The following is a 16,718-nucleotide window of genomic DNA, read 5'->3' as shown; positions in this document are numbered from 1 at the left end:
CTTTCACGCGTTGACGAACGTCTGGCGCTGGGTGCCGAGGCCGTCGATGGACAGCTCGACGGTGTCGCCCCCGCGCAGGTACGGGGTGCCGGGCAGGCCGAGGGCCACGCCGGCCGGGGTGCCGGTGTTGATGACGTCGCCGGGGCGCAGCACCATGTACTGGCTGAGGTACCAGACCAGGTACGCGACATCGAAGATCATGTTCTTGGTGTCGCCGTCCTGCCGCACCTCGCCGTTGACCGTGAGCCGCAGCCCCAGCGACTGCGGGTCGGCGATCTCATCGGATGTCACCAGCCAGGGGCCGAGCGGGTTGAAGGTCTCGCAGGACTTCCCGAGGTCCCACTGCGCGGAGTACTCCAGCTGGAACTCCCGCTCGGAGACGTCGTTGCTGATCGTGTAACCGGCGATGCACGCGCCGGCCTCGGCCGGGCTCGCCAGGTAGCGGGCCTCGCGGCCGATGACGACCGCGAGCTCCACCTCCCAGTCCGTCTTCACCGAACCACGCGGGATCAGCACCCGGTCGTACGGCCCCACCACGGTGGACGGGTCCTTCATGAAGACCACCGGCCGCTCGGGAACGGCCGCTCCCGTCTCCGCCGCGTGATCACGGTAGTTGAGCCCGATGCACACGACCTTCCCCGGGCGGGCGACGGGGGCGCCGACCCGCCGGCCGGCCGTGTCGACGGCCGGGAGCGAGCCTTCGGCCAGCGCCTCCCCCACCCGGTCGATCCCGCCGGAGGCGAGGAAGTCGCCGTCGATGTCGGCGGTGAGGGCCGTGAGCGCGAACGTGGCGCCGGTCCGGTCGATGACGACCGGGGTCTCGGCCCCCGGTACGCCGATGCGCCCTAGTCTCATGTCTTCTCTCCTGTCGTCACGCCGACGAGCGAGGCCTCGCGACCTCCGATACATCGGATGAATCTGCGAAGCCCTGACCATACGAGCAGTGACCGCGCCACCGCAAGAAGTCCTCCGATGATTGTCGGTGAACCCGACCCATGCTCTACCAGGACCGCAGCCTGTGGGGCGCATTCCAGGCTTCTCGCGTTCGCGCGAAACCCGGATGTCACGGTTGAGAATCATCCGAGGTCTCCTCTTGTCAGCCCGATGTCAGGCTCGTAAGGTCCTCACTGCCGCAAGTCATCCGATGACTACGAGCGGACGGTCCGCTGCCAGTTGTCCCGGACCGACGCAGACGCGGCCGGTCGCCCCCACTGCGCCCCACCACACCGGCTCCCCGCCCCCGCAGGGGAGCCGGTCATCCCAGCCAAGGAGATCAGCACGATGAACCCTCGCTCCTCCAGAATCGCGGTCACCGCCGCTGCCGTGGTCGTCCTGGCGGGGCTCGCCACGGGCTGCAACCGCGGCAGCGACTCGAACGCGTCCGCCGCCGGCGGGAAGCCGGCCATCGGTGTCGACCTGCCGCGTGCGGACTCCGACTTCTGGAACTCCTACGCGCAGTACGTCAAGCAGGACGCCTCCGCGCAGGGCCTGAACACCCTGCCGGTGAGCAACTCGCAGAACGACGTCACCAAGCTGGTCGCCAACGTCCAGGTCTTCCAGAACACCGGCGCCAAGGCCGTCGTCATGGCCCCGCAGGACACCGGCGCGATCGCCTCCACCCTCGACCAGCTGTCCGCCAAGAAGATCCCGGTGGTCAGCGTCGACACCCGCCCCGACAAGGGCAACGTCTACATGGTGGTGCGCGCCGACAACAGGGCCTACGGCACCAAGGCCTGCGAGTTCCTGGGCCAGCAGCTGGGCGGCAAGGGCAAGGTCGCCGAACTCCAGGGCGCGCTGAGCTCCGTCAACGGCCGTGACCGCTCCGAGGCGTTCGCGACCTGCATGAAGGAGAAGTTCCCCGGCATCGAGGTGATCGAGCTGGCCACCGACTGGAAGGGCGACGTCGCCTCCGCGAAGCTCCAGTCCACCCTGGCCGCCAACCCGGACCTGGGCGGCGTCTACATGCAGGCCGGCGGCGTGTTCCTGCAGCCCACCCTCGCCCTGCTCCAGCAGAAGGGCCTGCTCAAGCCCGCCGGCCAGAGCGGCCACATCGCGATCGTCTCCAACGACGGCATCCCGCAGGAGTTCGACGCGATCCGCAGGGGCGACATCGACGCCACCGTCTCCCAGCCCGCCGACCTCTACGCCAAGTACGCCCTCCACTACGCGCAGGCCGCGGCCGAGGGCAAGACCTTCCAGCCCGGGCCCACCGACCACCAGTCGACCATCATCTCCCTGCCCAACGGCCTGGAGGACCAGCTCCCCGCACCCCTGGTCACCAAGGACAACGTCGACGACAAGTCCCTCTGGGGCAACGGCGTCGGCAAGTAGTCCCTGGACGCTCCATGGGCGCGGTCGGCGCTCCCCCGCCGGCCGCGCCCATGGGCCCCTGGCCCCTGGCCCCTCAGCTGAAAGGACACCCCGCCATGGCGGACCCCAGCCCCGTCCGGGGCGCCGTCGTCGAGGCCGACGGGATCAGCAAGCGCTTCGGCGCCACCGTCGCGCTCAGCGACGCCCGTATCTCGGTGGCCCCCGGCGAGTCCCACGCCCTGGTCGGCCGCAACGGCGCGGGCAAGTCCACGCTGGTCTCGATCCTGACGGGTCTCCAGCAACCCGATACAGGCACCCTGCGCTTCAACGGCGAACCCGCCCCGGCCCCAGGTGACACCGACGCCTGGCGCTCCCGGGTCGCCTGCGTCTACCAGCGCTCCACGATCATCCCCGCGTTGACCGTCGCCGAGAACCTCTTCCTCGACCGGCAGAGCAGCGGCGCGTTCCGTCCCATCAGCTGGAAGCAGCTGCGCGGCCGCGCCACCGAGCTCCTCGCCGATTACGGGGTCGACGTCGACCCGACCGCACGCGCCGAGAACCTCACCGTCGAACAACGCCAGTTCGTCGAGATCGCCCGCGCCCTCTCCTTCGGTGCGCGCTTCATCATCCTCGACGAACCCACCGCCAAACTCGACGCCCGCGGCATCGACAAGCTCTTCGACAAGCTGCGCTCACTCCAGCAGCAGGGCGTCGCCTTCCTCTTCATCTCCCACCACCTGCAGGAGGTCTACGACCTCTGCACCACCGTCACCGTCTACCGCGACGCCCGACACATCACCACCGCCCCGGTCGCCGAACTCGACCACCACGCGCTGGTGGAGGCGATGACCGGGGAGAGCGGACACGGGTCCGCGCCGAGCTGGTCCGCCGGTGGCAGGACATCCGCCGAGGGTGCCACGCTGCTCGACATCGAAGCCCTGACCCTGCCGGACGCCTACCAGGACGTCTCGCTCACCGCCCGGGCCGGCGAGGTGCTCGGCCTCGCCGGCGCCGCGGCCAGCGGCAACGTCCAACTCGGCGAGACACTGGCCGGACTGCACCGACCCAAGGCCGGCACGATTACCGTCGCCGGTCGCCCGGTGCGCCCGGGCCGGGTGCCGGCCGCGCTGGCCGCCGGGATCGGGTTCGTCCCCGAGGACCGGCACATCCAGGGCCTGGTCCCGCAGCGCAGCGTCGCCGAGAACGCCACCCTGACCGTCACCGACCAGCTCGGCCCGTACGGCACGGTGCTGCCCTCGCGCACCCGGGCCTTCGCCCAGCGCATGATCAGCGACCTGGACATCAAGACCCCGGGACCGGCAACCCCCGTCTCCGCACTGTCCGGCGGCAACCAGCAGAAGGTCGTCATCGCCCGCGCGCTCGCCACCGACCCGCAGGTCCTGGTCGCCATCCGGCCCACCAACGGCGTGGACATCAAGTCGAAGGAATCCCTGCTCGGCACCGTCCGCGAAGTCGCCGACGCCGGCAGGAGCGCCCTGATCGTCTCCGACGAACTCGACGACCTGCGGGTCTGCGACCGCGTCCTGGCCATGTTCCACGGCCGTGTCGTCGCCGAATTCGACCACGGCTGGAGCGACGAACAACTGGTCGCAGCCATGGAGGGCATGACCGGACCGACCGACCCGAAGGAACACCATGACCCCGACCACTGAGCTCCGAGCACCGTCGGCCACGGCCGTCTCCGCCCCCGCCGGGCGCCGCTTCGACCTGGCCCGCTACCGCGACCTGTCGCTGGTCCCGGTCCTGCTCGTCCTGGGCGTCATCGGCTTCGCCGTCTCACCCGCCTTCCTCACCTCCGACAACCTCCTTGGCGTCGGCCAGCAGGCCACCGAACTCAGCCTGCTCGTCCTCGCCGAGGCGCTGATCCTCATCGTCGGCCGGATGGACCTCTCCCTCGAATCCACCATCGGCGTCGCCCCCGTCATCGCCGTCTGGCTGGTCCTGCCCGACCACGGCGCCCGGTTCAACGGCCTCGGACTCTTCCCCTCCTGGACGGCCATCCCGCTCTGTCTCGTGGTCGGCGCGCTGATCGGCGCGATCAACGGGTTCCTGATCCTCAAGCTGCGCCTCAACGGCTTCATCGTCACCCTCGGCGCGCTCACCCTGCTCCGCGGCCTCCAGGTCGCCATCTCCCAGGGCCAGTCGATCGTCACCCTGCCCGACTCCTTCACCTACCTCGGCCGCACCAGCTGGCTCGGCATCCCCGCCGCGATCTGGATCTGCACCCTCCTCTTCCTCGCCGGAGGCTGCGCCCTCGCCTGGCTGCGCCACGGCCGCGCCCTGTACGCGATCGGCGGCAACGCCGAGGCCGCCCGCGCCGCCGGCATCCGGGTCGACCGGATCACCTGGACCGTGCTCATCCTCGGCGGCCTGCTCGCCGCCTTCGCCGGCATCCTCTACACCGGCCACTACGGCTCCATCTCCGCCGACCAGGGCAACGGCTGGATCTTCCAGGTCTTCGCCGCCACCGTCATCGGAGGCGTCAGCCTCAACGGCGGCCGCGGCACCCTCTTCGGCGCCCTCACCGGCGTGCTGACCCTCCAACTCGTGGTCAACGTCATGACCCTCGCCGGCGTACCACCCCTGTGGAACCAGTTCCTCAACGGCGCGATCATCATCGTCGCGCTGATCATCTCCCGCTTCGCCTCCGGCGAGAAGCAGGAATAGCGCCGACGACCCCCGAGCCGCCGGAGCGGCGCGACCAGCCCGGCGGGCACTGGTCGCGCCGCTCCGGCCCCCTGTTCCGTCACCGCGGGACAGCCGCTTCGCAGGCCCGTACGTTCCGTACCAGAGGGGACCAGACATGTCGGTAACCGATCAGGCCATCGAGCGGATCAAGGAGATGATCCTCTCCGGCGCTCTCCAGCCCGGTGCCCGGCTGCCCAACGAGGCCGAGCTGGCCGACCAGCTCGGGCTGTCCCGCAACTCCCTGCGCGAGGCCGTCCGCGCACTCACCGCGATGCGGATCCTCGTCCCCAAGCAGGGCGACGGCACCTACGTCTCCGGCCTCGAACCCCACCTCCTCCTGGAATCGCTCGCCTTCGCCGCCGACGTCTCCCAGGGCCACACCGCCGGCCAACTCCTCCAGGTGAGGCGCCTGCTGGAGCCGCAGGCCACCGCCCTCGCGGCCGACCGGATCACCGGGCCGGGCCTGGCCGAGCTGCGCGCCATCCTCGACCGGAGCGCCCGGGACATCAGCATCGAGGAGTTCGTCGAGCTGGACATCGCCTTCCACCGCACCATCGCCGACGCCGTGGGCAACCCCGTGCTCTCCACCCTGCTCGGCATCCTCTCCACCCACACGCAGCGGCTGCGCATCGTCCGCGGCATCCGACATGCGCCCGCCCGCGAACAGGCCCACCGGGACCACGAAACCATCTGGCGGGCCCTTGCCGCAGGTGACGCCCTCCTCGCCGCCAGCGCCAGCTCCGTGCACGTCGCCGCCGTCGAGGACTGGCTGGCCACCGGGATCCCCACCGACTCCCCCGGCCTCGACACCGGTACCGCATGACAGCCGAGGCCCCGGGCCTCCGTCCCTGTGCACCCGGCGCACAGCACCCCGACCCGAAGGGAGGACAGCTTTCCTCCTCCCCGGCCAGCCAGGAGAACGTCGACGACCCGTCGCTGTGGGCCAACCACGTCATCGGCTGACGGACGGCAGCTGTTCCACCGCGAGCGCGCTCTCGGCAGGTAGACATCGGATATTTCGTCTTGGCCGGCCAGGGCAGACCCCCTGGCCGGCTGACGCCTTCCGGGGCGGCGTCAGCCCGCTACCCCTGCCACCGGTGAGGAAACTCCCTGTACAGGACGGTCAGACGCGAGGCGTGCAGTGCCGCCCGATCCCCGTCCGACACGGGGACTCCCCGACGAGGCTGCGAGAACCATTGACCATACATCCGATGATAGCTAGATTCCCGCCGTCGGCAGCACACCCCCTACGCCGACCCGGCCGGTCGAACCGGGCGAACCTCCGCAGCCGCCCCGGGGAAGCGCAGCGCAGACGCGATCGGTGCCGGATCGGCAGCGGCTGCGCGGCCGGTGCGGCGAAGGCACCCGCGAGCAGGACGCACCCGGCCGACCGATCTCCGATGAAAGGACCCTCGTGAGCCACCCTCGCCCCGAGCCCCTCTCCGTTCCGTCCCGCCGCAGTGTCCTGCGGGCCGCACTGTCCCTCGGTGCCGTGCTGGCCGTCTCCTCGCTGCCGGAGTTCACCGGGCGCGCGGCGGCCGCCCGCCCCGCCTCGGCCTCGCTGGTGCCGGACGGCCAGGCCGTCACGCTCCGGTACCCCTCGCCCGGCACCGAGGCGCTGATCATCGAGCAGGGCCTGCCGATCGGCAACGGCCGGCTCGGCGCCCTGACCACCGGCGACCCCTCGCGCGACGCCTTCTACCTCACCGACGCCACCCTGTGGACCGGCGGTCTCAACGCCGCACTCGGTTCGGACGGCCAGTTCCCCTACGGCGCAGACGACTTCGGCACCTTCGGCCTGCTCGCCAAGGCCTACCTCAACATCGCCGCCCACACCGCGTCGGCGATCAGCGGCTACCAGCGCCGGCTCGACCTCTCGAACGGCCTGGTCACCGCCACGTACCGGCTCGGCGAGGTGACCTACCGGCGCGAGGTCTACAGCAGCCACCCCGACGACGTGATGGTGATCCGGCTGAGCCAGAGCGGCGGCGGCAGCTACACCGGCAGCCTCGCCCTGACCGGTACCCGCGGTGAGGCCGTCACCGCCGATCCGCTCGGGGCCTCGGTCTCCTTCAGCGCCGCCCTGCCCAACGGCCTGACGTACGCGACCGTCCTCAAGGCCGTGGGCACCGGCGGCACCGTCGCGGCCACCGGCAGCCAGGTCACCTTCAGCGGCTGCTCCGAGGTGCTGCTGGTGGTCAGCGGTGGCACCAACTACGCGGCCGACGCGGCCGCCACCGGCTTCAAGGACGCCACCCGTGACCCGCTGGCCCTCGCGCGTGCGGCCGCGGCCTCCGCCGCCGCGGTGCCCGCGGGCTCGCTGCTGGCCACCCACGTCGCCGACTACCAGCGCCTCCAGCAGTCCATGACCGTGAACCTGGGCACCTCCACCGCCGCCCAGCGGGCCATGGACACCCCCGCCCGACTGGCTGCCCGGGCTGCCACCGGCGCCGCACCCGACCCCGAACTGGAGGCCTCCTACCTGCAGTTCGGCCGCTACCTGGCCATTACCGGCTCTCGCAGCAGCCTGCCCGCCAACCTCCAGGGGCTGTGGGTGGACCGCAACGACCCGGACTGGATGGGCGACTACCACACCGACATCAACGTCCAGATGAACTACTGGCTGGCCGACCGGGCCGGGCTGTCGGAATGCTTCGGCGCCTTCGCGGACTACTGCGTCACCCAGTTCCCGTTCTGGCAGGACACCACCCTGAAGCTCTTCCAGGACTCCCGGAACGGCTTCCGCAACACCTCGGGAAAGGTCGCCGGCTGGACGCTGGGCATCTCGACCAATCCGTGGGGCGGCAGCGGCTGGTGGTGGCACCCGGCCGGCAACGCCTGGATCTGCAACTCGCTGTTCGAGCACTACGAGTACACCGTCGACCGGGCCTATCTGGCCCGGATCTACCCTCTGCTCAAGGGCGCCTGCGAGTTCTGGCAGGCGCGCCTGATCGTCACCACCGTCACCGACCCCGACACCGGCGCCTCCCGACAGGTACTCGTCGACGATCACGACTGGTCTCCCGAGCAGGGCCCCACCGACGCGCTCGGCATCACGTACGCCCAGGAGCTCGTCTGGCAGCTCTTCCAGAACTACCGGACCGCCGCCGCGGCCCTCGGCCTCGACGGCGCCTTCGCCGTGACCGTCGCCGACCTGCAGAACCGTCTCCACCTGCCGCAGGTCAGCCGGACCACCGGCCGGCTGGAGGAATGGATGACCGACGCCGACCTCGGCGAGACCGGTCACCGCCACCTCTCACCGCTCGTCGGCCTCTTCCCCGGAGACCGCATCGACCCTCGAACCAGCCCCGCCGCGCTGATCGCCGGCGCCACCAACCTGCTCACCGCCCGCGGCATGCAGAGCTTCGGCTGGGCGTGCGCCTGGCGAGCCCTGTGCTGGGCCCGTCTCGGCAACGCCGACAAGGCCTACCAGCTGGTCACGACCGTCATGAAGCCCTCGGTCGACCACAGCAACGGCACCGGCATCAACATGTTCGACATGTACGGCATGGGCTCCAGGTCCACGTTCCAGATCGACGCCAACTTCGGCACGCCCACGGCCATGGTCGAGATGCTGTTGCAGTCGCGCCCCGGCCTGGTCGACCTGCTGCCCGCCCTGCCCTCCGCCTGGGCCGCCGCCGGCTCGGTCACCGGTGCCGGCGTCCGCGGCGGCTTCACCGTCGACGTCTCCTGGACGGCCGGCCAGGTGACCACGCTGACCCTGCACAGTGTCGGCGGGACCACCACCACCGTCCGCGCCGGCGGCTGGAGCAAGGACGTCACCGTCCCGGTCGGCGGCTCGGTCACCCTCACCCCCGACGCGATGCCCGCCGTCTGCCAGTTCGTCAACCGCCTCAGCGGCAAGGCCATCGACGTCCCCGGCGCATCCACGGCCACCGACGTCGCCCTGATCCAGTACACCCCCCACGGCAGCGACAACCAGCGCTGGCGGCCGGCCTCGGCCGGCCCGGGCATCTGGGAGTTCACCAACGTCCACTCCGGCCTGGCCATGGACGTCCGGGGCGGCTCGACGGCCGCCGGCGCCCCGATCATCCAGTGGACGCCCGGCCACAGCTCCAACCAGCAGTGGCGCCTGGTCGACGCCGGGGGCGGCTACGTGAAGATCGCCGGCGTCCGCAGCGGCCTCGTCCTCGGCGTCGCCGGTGGCTCGACGTCCGACTCCGCCGCCATCCAGCAGCAGACCGACACCGGGAGCACCGGCCAGCACTGGCTGATCCGCGCGTCCTGACGGCCACGCCGCACCGGATGGCCGACGCCGACTGCGGCACCGTGCTCCGGTCCCGTGTGCGCGCCACGGCCGATCCCTGCAGCACCCACCACGCCGACGTGCCCGGCCTGGCCCCGACGGGGACCGGTCGGGCGTCAGGTCCGGGCCCTGGTACGGGCCCTGGTGCGGGCCCTGGTCCGGGGCGGTCCCGCACCAGGGCCCGGGGGCTCAGGCCTCCACGCCGTAGTACTGGGCGAGGAAGCCGGTCACGTCGGTGGCGTGCGGGAGCAGCTCCGGCAGTTCCCGGGCCAGCGCGGTGCGCGTGGCCTCGGCCAGTTCGGGCAGGCTCGTGGCGGCGGACTTCACGTACGGGTCGAGGCGGCGGACGAGTTCGTAGTTGCTCTCCACGTCCAGCTGCCGCATCGCCTTCTCCAGCGGGGGCGCGTCGGCCGGCGGGACGTCGGGCAGGACCCGGCTGACGAAGGTGACCCGGTGCAGGACCCGCCAGCACGGCGGCTTGCGGTCCGCCTGGCGGGCCTGGCAGAGCGCCGCCGCGTTGGGGTCGTTCCCGTTCGCCAGCCAGAGGGGGTCGACGAGCTCTCTGGACGTCCGATTTCCGCGATCTTCAGCGGAGCGAAGGAGAAGTTGGCGGCAGTGCGGGACAAGGCGGCGGCAAGGACACTGGTCGCCGTCACGGATCGCCGCATCATCACGGCCAAGGCGAACGCATTCCTTGAGCAGGGAGAAATCCGTCAGGACATCCCGATCGACCAGGTGCGGTACGTCCGGGCACCGACCGCACAAGACGGCAGCGGGCGCTCGACAATCGACCTCATCACGCGTGACGAGAACATCCGGTGGCTCTTCCACGCCGACATCGACAACACCCGAGTGAACGCGCTCGCCGCCGTACTCGCCGAGTCGATGACGATCCCTGACGGTGAACGCGACGAGCTCCAGCGGCGGCACCGTGGCCCCGTCATGGCAGGCGAGAAGGAAGAGATCGCAAAGTCCCCGGTGTAGCGGGCCGACGCACTGACGATCCATGCGTGCAGAAGATCACGCCACCGGGGATTGTCGGTCCTCGTGCCTACGATCACCGCATGCCTGATGCCTTCACCGTCCTGTGGACCCACGACACGTGCCGTGCGCTGCGGAAGGCGGGCCGCGTCGGCGAGCGGCCGCCGGTCGCCTTCAGCGGCGTCCACTCCTCGCTCCCGGCCTGGTCCGGCGCCCGACCCGGCGACGAGGTGTACGCCCTGCACGTCAACCGACGCGTCGTGTCCGTGGTGAGCCGCATGCGGGTCGTCGACCTGGAGCGGCAGGAGTGCTGCGGCACCGCCCCCACGACCTGGAGCGATCCGGCCTTCCCGGGGCACGGCGACTGGTCCATGCTCGGCGCCGGAGGCTGCGGCGCCTCCGCGGTCCACGTCGACGCAACCCCCGTAAGCTTCGACCTGACCGTCCCCGGCGACCTGCTCGCCACCCTGACCTGGCGCAACCGCCGGAACCAGACCCGCGTGCTGAAGTACGTCGTGGACGGCCTCCTCGAACGCTCGGTCAGCCTCCAGGGCTTCTACCGGCTCACCCCCGAGTCGGCCGACGAGCTGGCGGGGATCGTCGACGTCGTGGGCACCTCCGTACCGGCGAGGTAGCCCACCCCGCGTCGTCCTGCCGGACGCCGTCGGTCGGCCGGACCGGACGCGGGGCAGTCACGCAGCCGGGCGGTCCTCGCGTCCCGGATGCGGAGGAGCCGGCCCTGTGTGCTCGACGTCGCCGGCCGCCGGACGCACCTCACCGCTCGTCGACCGGACCGGCGCCGGGAGAGCCGACGTGGGGAGAGCCCGCCTCCGGAGAGCCGGTCTCGGGAGAGCCGGTCTCGGGGCAGTTGGCGTGGTCGATTCCCCAGAGGCTCGCCTTGCTCAGCACCCAGTCCTGCAGCGGCGGGTCGTCATAACTCTCCCGGTCGGTGAGGACGAAGTTCACCCACACGTCCTCGGCCGGCGTCAGTTCGAGGGTCCGCTGGTCGGACAGGTTCTCGTACGTGACGGTCCGCCAGGAGAGGCCGGCCGCGTTGAGGGCGGCGGTGAGCACCGACTCGGTGACGTGCGAGTCGACGGTGCGCAGCCCACCGCCGGGCACCGGGAGTTCCAGCTCCCCGTGCCAGACCGGGATGAAGAGCCGCTCCAGCAGACCGCACCGGCAGAAGACCGGCTGCAGGCTGCCCCAGCCGAACCAGTGCGACCCGGACGCGGCCCCGTCGACGGGCCCGCCGTCCCACGGCTCGCCGTAGCGGGCGGTGAGCCCTGGCAGCGCGGCGCCGACCCGGAGGGCGCCCATCGCACCGGTCGCCGCCAGCGCCGTCAGCTCGGCGACGAGGCCGGACACCGGCGGTCCGGTGCGCTGGTCCTGCTGCATGACGGTGAACCCCCGGGTTGGTCGTGGTGCCGGTGTCCGGCAATCGGCAATCGGCAATCGGCAATCGGCAATCGGCAATCGGCAATCGGCAATCGGCCAACAGTAGCCAATGGGCAGCAGGAAGTGTCAGCGGTTTCTGATCTACTACCTGCCGGCACAACGAGGTCCTGGAGGAGAGCCATGGGTGTACTGACGGACTACTTCCGCGCGGCGGATGCGGCCTCGGTCGTCCGGGCAGTCGAGCAGGCGGATGGCGGGTCCCCGCTCACCGCACGACCCCCCGCTTTCGACGGGGTCGAGACCAAGCGCGTGGACCCGGGTGTCATCCTGGCGCAGCTGATCGCCGCCATCCGCGAAGTCCCCTGGCAGGTGGACCTCGTGGAGGAGACCTACGTGTGGCCGACCTCCCCGCCGCCCGGCCCGGATGGTGTGGAGAACGAGGACGACCCCTGGATGACCGGACCTTGGGTGTCACAGCTCCCGCCCCAGGTGCGTGACACGCTCGCAGGGGCGCACGACTCCCGGCTGCCCGCCATCGCCGCACGGTGGGTGCAGGCGGAGGAACTGCACGGAGCACTCGCCGACCACATGGAGCCTGTCGCCCGCGACCTCGTCCTGCTGGCCAGACGCGCCCGCGACGCCGGCGAACAGCTGTACTGCTGGACCTGCCTGTAGGCCGCACGAAGGGCGGGCGGACGCCCTTCGTCACGCGTAGGTGATCACCTCCTGAGCACGGCCCGACCCCACCCCGACCCCGGCCCGCGCGCGGTACGGGGCGGGGCCGGGAGCTGGTCCGTCAGGAATCGGCGATCAGGACCAGGGGATCAGGGATGCAGAACGCGCGAGGGCGCCGCCGCGTTGTCGGCCGCCGCCTGGGAGCGGACGGCGGGGGTGACGCAGACGTCGTCGCCCGGCCAGGCCTGGACACCCGGCCGTGGTCGACCCAGCCGAGCTTGTCGAGCTGGAAGCCGACCAGGCCCACCGGCTGCGTGTTGCCGTAGGTGCCGCCGGTGCCCGAGGCGTAGACGTTGGCCGCGCTCATCTCGTCCCACGGGTCGTCGTACTCACCCGGCGCGGACCACGGGGCGTTGCGGTAGCCCGTGTCGTTGGAGAAGGAGTGCCCCAGCCCGTACCCGTGCAGCATCTCGTGGGCGACGGACACCGAGCCGAGGCCCGTGCCGTCCAGGTAGATCGCGCCGCCCGCGCCCCACCAGTAGATGCCCACGTTCGTGACGACGACCGTGCGGTGCCCCGCCGGGACGGTGTACCCGCCGGCGCTCGCCGCGTTGACGCAGTCGTTGAACCGGGTCCACCGGTCCCGGCCCTGTTCCTGTGCGAGGGTGTAGGGCATCGTGAACCAGCCCGCGGCGTTGGAGTTACGGATCCGCACCGCGCAGCCGACTCGCACCCCGGGCCGACTCGCACCCTCCGACCGGCGAGCGCTCCACTCCCGGGCCGCCTCCGAACGGGCCTGCCGGATCCGACCCCGAGAGCAGACACCGAGGGACTGACACACAGTCACTCCACCGACCCCGTCCCGATTGCAGCTTGGTAACGTCCCGCCAGTTGACTGGATGTGACATTGCACATATCACATCATGCTCCTCATGAGAAAAGTCGTAGCCCTGCTCTCGGCCGCCGCAGCCGTCGCCGCCTTCGGCGGAGCGTCCGCCAGCGCCGCCTCCGACGTCCCCGCCCCCGAGGACGTCGGCCAGGGAAAGCTCGTCTGGAGCTCCTGCAATGACGCCGACACGCCCGCGCTGCAGTGCGCGATGCTCGAGGTGCCGGTGGACTACGCCGACCCCCGCGGCCGCAAGATCAAGATCAAGGTGAACCGCCTGCCCGCCACCGCACCCAAGGACAAGCAGCAGGGCCCGATCCTGCTCAACCCCGGCGGGCCCGGCTCCTCCGGGCTCTGGATGCCCGCCTTCGTCTCCGGGAAGCTCCCGCAGGACGTCGCCTCGACCTACGACTGGATCGGCTTCGACATCCGCGGCACCAACGCGAGCGAGCCCCATGTCGTCTGCGATGCCCACTACTTCGAGGGTGAGCGTCCCGACTACCAGGTGAGTCAGGGCAGTTCGAAGGCCTGGCTGGCGAAGGCGGCCGGCTACGCCGCCAACTGCGCGGCCGACTGGTCCTGGCTCCTGCCGCACATGACCACCGTCGACAGCGCCCGCGACATGGACAGCATCCGGCGGGCGCTCGGCGTCCGGCAGATCAGCTTCTACGGCGGATCCTGGGGCACCTCGCTGGGCTCCACGTACGGCCAGCTCTTCCCCTCACACGTACGGCGCATGGTGCTGGACAGCATCGTCGGACCGACCATCAGCTGGTACGACCACAACATCCTGCAGGACAAGGAACACCAGCGCCGCTTCGACGCGTTCGCGGCCTGGGCGGCCAAGGCCGACTCCGTCTACCACCTGGGCACCGACGCCGCGTCCGTCAAGAAGGCGTACGACCAGGTCGAGGCCGCACTGCGGACCGACCCGGTGGACGCCGCGCCGGCCCCGGGGAAGATCGGCCCGGCCGAGTTCGAGGACACCTTCTACGGCGGGGGCTACAACTTCCTGCGCTGGCCCCGGATGGCCACCGTCCTCTCGGCCTACGTCACCCAGCACGACACCCGCCCGCTCGCCATCGCGTACAACCGGTACGCGGCGCCGGGCGGTGACGACGGCGCCTTCCCGGCCTACAACGCGGCGCAGTGCAACGAGAACGCGTGGCCGCGCGACTGGGAGTTCTGGAAGAAGGACCAGGCCAAGGTCAACGCGGTCGCGCCCTTCTACACGTACAACAACATGTGGTACAACGCCGCCTGCATGTTCTGGCCCTCCCAGGGCAATCCGGCGGGCCGGACGAAGATCACCGGCAAGGGACTGCCTCCCGTCCTGCTCTTCCAGGCCACCGAGGACGCCGCCACCCCGTACGAGGGCGGGCTCGCCATGCACGACGCACTGCCCGGCTCGAAGCTGGTCGTGCAGACCGGCGGCAGCTTCCACGAGATCCTCTTCCACGGCAACGCCTGCCTGGACGACACCTTCACCGCCTACCTCCGCGACGGCAGCCTCCCCACGGGTGGCGGCCGCATCGCCAAGACCTGTGCCCCCGAGGCCGATCCCGACCCCGTCTACGTGACCCCGCCGCCGGCCCTCACCGGCAAGTCCGCCACCGGCGCCACCCCGCTCGCGCCCACCGACCCCGAGGCGGTCCGCGGCGCGCTCCACTGACCGGCCCCCGCCCCGGGACCGCGGCGCGTGCCACGGCCCCGGGGCGGCGGTTGTCCCGTGACAAGTGATCTTGACCATTCGCCAGGCGATATTGACCGGTGAAGTCGAACGCTCCTCGGTACGGTCGGCTCATGGAAGAGCTACCCGAGAGCGTGGACCGCGACATCCTGGATCACCGGATAATCCGTGCGATCAAGGCGATCCGGGACGCATCCGGCTGCACGATCCACGCAGCGCTCGACATCTTCACACAGCGGTACGAGGAGCTCCGCCGTGATCGGCCAGGTGACTTCCAGCTGAGCCGCGAGGAGTACGGCCGGGACGTCTGCACCTGATCCGATCGAACTCGCGTGGCAATCGGTCAAGATCACCCGTCAGAGGACAGCGGCCACGGGCGTCGGCTCAGACGCCCTGGCGGCCCGCGGGCCTCAGGCCACGCCGTGCGGGCGGAACTGGATGCTGATCCGCGGGCCCACCGGGCGCGCGGTCTTCGGGACGGCGTGCTCCCAGGTGCGCTGGCAGGAGCCGCCCATGACCACCAGGTCCCCGTGCCCCAGCGGCCTGCGCACGACCGGGCCGCCGCCGTGGCGCCGGCGCAGCACCAGGGCGCGCGGTTCACCCACGGACAGGATGGCCACCATGGTGTCCTCGTGGGCACCGCGCCCGATCCGGTCCCCGTGCCAGGCCACGCTGTCGCGGCCGTCCCGGTAGTAGCAGAGGCCGAGGGTGCGGAAGGGCTCGCCCAGTTCCTCGGCGTAGTGCCGGCTGAGCGCCGCGCGGGCCTGGGCGAGCACGGGGTGCGGCGGTTCGGCGTCCGCCGGGTAGGAGGCCAGCAGGCGGGGTACGTCGACCGTCCGTTCGTACATCTCGCGCCGCTCGGCCCGCCAGGGCACGGTCGTGGCCAGCTGTTCGAACAGCCGGTCGGCCCCGTGCAGCCACCCCGGCAGCACGTCCAGCCAGGCGCCGTCGCCGAGGACGAGCCGCCGCAGGCCGTCGAGCGGGCCGAGGCGGACGCCACCGTCTGCGTCGGCGTCGTCGAACAGCGAGGGCTGGAGGTGGACGGTGGTGTCGTGCATGGGTCCAGCGTACGCCCATAATCGAACAGATGCTCGAACCCAGGGGGCTGCCCGGTCGCCTGATGGCCCCAGCCGCCCCACCGGCCCGCCCCCGCAGCGCACCGGTGCCCGGCGGGCCGCGGTCGTAGCCTGCCGGTATGGCGATCAACGGGTTCGGGACCACGGAGTTCCAGCTGGTACTGCTGAGGCGGATGGCCGACTTCAACCCCGGGCTCGTGGAGGAGGCGGTCCGGCGGCTGGGCGCCACCCGCGCCGTGATGCGGGAGGCCAACAAGCGCTGGCAGGCGATGGTCCGCGCGCCCCGCTTCCCGCGCGGCGCAGCGCGCTACGCCGCCGCGCTCGGGCCGGCCGAGGCGGTGGTGCCGCGCCGGATCGGGGACCTCTCGTGCACCGCGCGGCAGTGGGCACTGCCGCTCTGGCCCGGCCTGCGCTTCGAGATCCTGCTCGGCCCGGCGGAGACCGGCGGCCCACTGCTCAACGAGTGGCTGGTGCGCGCTCCCGACGCCCCGGCGCCGGCGCTGCGCACGCTCGCCGACCTCACGCCGTGGAGCTGCGTCGTCGCCGACCTGGGGGCCGCCTTCCCGCCCGCCGTGCCGCGCGAGGGCAGCGCGCCGACCCGCTTCCAGCTGGACTTCACGGCCCCGGACGCCGCCGGGCGCCCGCGCCCGTGCACCGCCGACTTCACCTGGGGACTGCTCCAGGAGGTCCGGACCGACTGAGGGCGGGCATTCCGGGGCCGGGTTC

General features: G+C 71.4%; 17 protein-coding genes. 12 read left to right on the top strand and 5 right to left on the bottom strand.

From position 1 onward, the window contains the following. Positions 1-3: 3 nt before the first annotated feature. Positions 4-855, bottom strand: a complete 852-nt coding sequence (locus J5Y04_RS26390) for a fumarylacetoacetate hydrolase family protein (protein WP_209414890.1) — start codon at positions 853-855, stop codon at positions 4-6. A gap of 426 nt (positions 856-1,281) precedes the next feature. Here J5Y04_RS26390 and J5Y04_RS26385 point away from each other — a divergent pair, with 426 nt between their 5' ends. The 6 genes from J5Y04_RS26385 (at position 1,282) to J5Y04_RS26360 (ending at position 9,268) form a co-directional block, all read left to right on the top strand. Next, the gene (locus tag J5Y04_RS26385; RefSeq protein WP_209414889.1) at positions 1,282-2,331 is read left to right on the top strand and encodes a sugar ABC transporter substrate-binding protein; all 1,050 of its coding nucleotides are present in this window, start codon (positions 1,282-1,284) and stop codon (positions 2,329-2,331) included. Positions 2,332-2,426: 95 nt separating this feature from the next. Continuing rightward, positions 2,427-3,983, top strand: a complete 1,557-nt coding sequence (locus J5Y04_RS26380; protein WP_209414888.1) for a sugar ABC transporter ATP-binding protein — start codon at positions 2,427-2,429, stop codon at positions 3,981-3,983. Beyond that, positions 3,967-4,998, top strand: a complete 1,032-nt coding sequence (locus J5Y04_RS26375; protein WP_209414887.1) for an ABC transporter permease — start codon at positions 3,967-3,969, stop codon at positions 4,996-4,998. Before J5Y04_RS26380 ends, J5Y04_RS26375 begins: the two co-directional genes overlap by 17 nt. 136 nt (positions 4,999-5,134) lie before the next feature. Beyond that, positions 5,135-5,842 carry a FadR/GntR family transcriptional regulator gene (locus J5Y04_RS26370; RefSeq protein WP_209414886.1) on the top strand — a complete coding sequence of 236 codons (708 nt, stop codon included), beginning with the start codon at positions 5,135-5,137 and terminating at the stop codon, positions 5,840-5,842. After that, positions 5,839-5,982: a hypothetical protein gene (locus J5Y04_RS26365; protein WP_209414885.1), complete on the top strand. Its 144-nt coding sequence runs from the start codon at positions 5,839-5,841 to the stop codon at positions 5,980-5,982. Before J5Y04_RS26370 ends, J5Y04_RS26365 begins: the two co-directional genes overlap by 4 nt. Before the next feature lie 451 nt (positions 5,983-6,433). Next, positions 6,434-9,268, top strand: a complete 2,835-nt coding sequence (locus J5Y04_RS26360; RefSeq protein ID WP_209414884.1) for a glycoside hydrolase N-terminal domain-containing protein — start codon at positions 6,434-6,436, stop codon at positions 9,266-9,268. 207 nt (positions 9,269-9,475) lie between these two features. Here the strand turns inward: J5Y04_RS26360 and J5Y04_RS26355 are convergent, their stop codons facing one another. Next, positions 9,476-9,670 carry a hypothetical protein gene (locus J5Y04_RS26355; RefSeq protein ID WP_209414883.1) on the bottom strand — a complete coding sequence of 65 codons (195 nt, stop codon included), beginning with the start codon at positions 9,668-9,670 and terminating at the stop codon, positions 9,476-9,478. A gap of 69 nt (positions 9,671-9,739) precedes the next feature. Here J5Y04_RS26355 and J5Y04_RS26350 point away from each other — a divergent pair, with 69 nt between their 5' ends. Next, a complete protein-coding gene (locus J5Y04_RS26350; RefSeq protein WP_245205465.1) occupies positions 9,740-10,270 on the top strand; it encodes a hypothetical protein in 531 nt (176 codons plus the stop codon). A gap of 80 nt (positions 10,271-10,350) precedes the next feature. Beyond that, the gene (locus J5Y04_RS26345; protein WP_209414882.1) at positions 10,351-10,902 is read left to right on the top strand and encodes a hypothetical protein; all 552 of its coding nucleotides are present in this window, start codon (positions 10,351-10,353) and stop codon (positions 10,900-10,902) included. Between the two features lie 139 nt (positions 10,903-11,041). Here J5Y04_RS26345 and J5Y04_RS26340 read toward each other — a convergent pair whose 3' ends face one another. Continuing rightward, entirely contained in the window at positions 11,042-11,665 is a 624-nt protein-coding gene (locus J5Y04_RS26340; RefSeq protein WP_209414881.1) for a hypothetical protein, read from the bottom strand. 180 nt (positions 11,666-11,845) lie between these two features. Between J5Y04_RS26340 and J5Y04_RS26335 the strand changes: the two genes are divergently transcribed. Next, positions 11,846-12,340: a hypothetical protein gene (locus J5Y04_RS26335; protein ID WP_209414880.1), complete on the top strand. Its 495-nt coding sequence runs from the start codon at positions 11,846-11,848 to the stop codon at positions 12,338-12,340. 121 nt (positions 12,341-12,461) lie between these two features. Here the strand turns inward: J5Y04_RS26335 and J5Y04_RS26330 are convergent, their stop codons facing one another. Further along, the gene (locus J5Y04_RS26330) at positions 12,462-13,055 is read right to left on the bottom strand and encodes a hypothetical protein (protein ID WP_209414879.1); all 594 of its coding nucleotides are present in this window, start codon (positions 13,053-13,055) and stop codon (positions 12,462-12,464) included. Between the two features lie 217 nt (positions 13,056-13,272). Between J5Y04_RS26330 and J5Y04_RS26325 the strand changes: the two genes are divergently transcribed. Further along, a complete protein-coding gene (locus J5Y04_RS26325) occupies positions 13,273-14,898 on the top strand; it encodes an alpha/beta hydrolase (RefSeq protein WP_209414878.1) in 1,626 nt (541 codons plus the stop codon). A 131-nt stretch (positions 14,899-15,029) separates the two neighbouring features. Next, positions 15,030-15,233, top strand: coding sequence for a hypothetical protein (locus J5Y04_RS26320; RefSeq protein ID WP_209414877.1), 204 nt, complete (start codon positions 15,030-15,032; stop codon positions 15,231-15,233). A gap of 93 nt (positions 15,234-15,326) precedes the next feature. Here J5Y04_RS26320 and J5Y04_RS26315 read toward each other — a convergent pair whose 3' ends face one another. Next, positions 15,327-15,974, bottom strand: a complete 648-nt coding sequence (locus tag J5Y04_RS26315) for an alpha-ketoglutarate-dependent dioxygenase AlkB (protein WP_209414876.1) — start codon at positions 15,972-15,974, stop codon at positions 15,327-15,329. 137 nt (positions 15,975-16,111) lie between these two features. Here J5Y04_RS26315 and J5Y04_RS26310 point away from each other — a divergent pair, with 137 nt between their 5' ends. Continuing rightward, the gene (locus J5Y04_RS26310) at positions 16,112-16,693 is read left to right on the top strand and encodes a hypothetical protein (protein ID WP_209414875.1); all 582 of its coding nucleotides are present in this window, start codon (positions 16,112-16,114) and stop codon (positions 16,691-16,693) included. The last annotated feature ends 25 nt before the right edge of the window (positions 16,694-16,718 follow it).

The organism is Kitasatospora sp. RG8, assembly GCF_017813315.1.
GTDB lineage: Bacteria > Actinomycetota > Actinomycetes > Streptomycetales > Streptomycetaceae > Kitasatospora.
The sequence above is the reverse complement of the archived record's forward strand: the minus strand, read 5'-3'. Positions and strand labels throughout refer to the sequence as shown.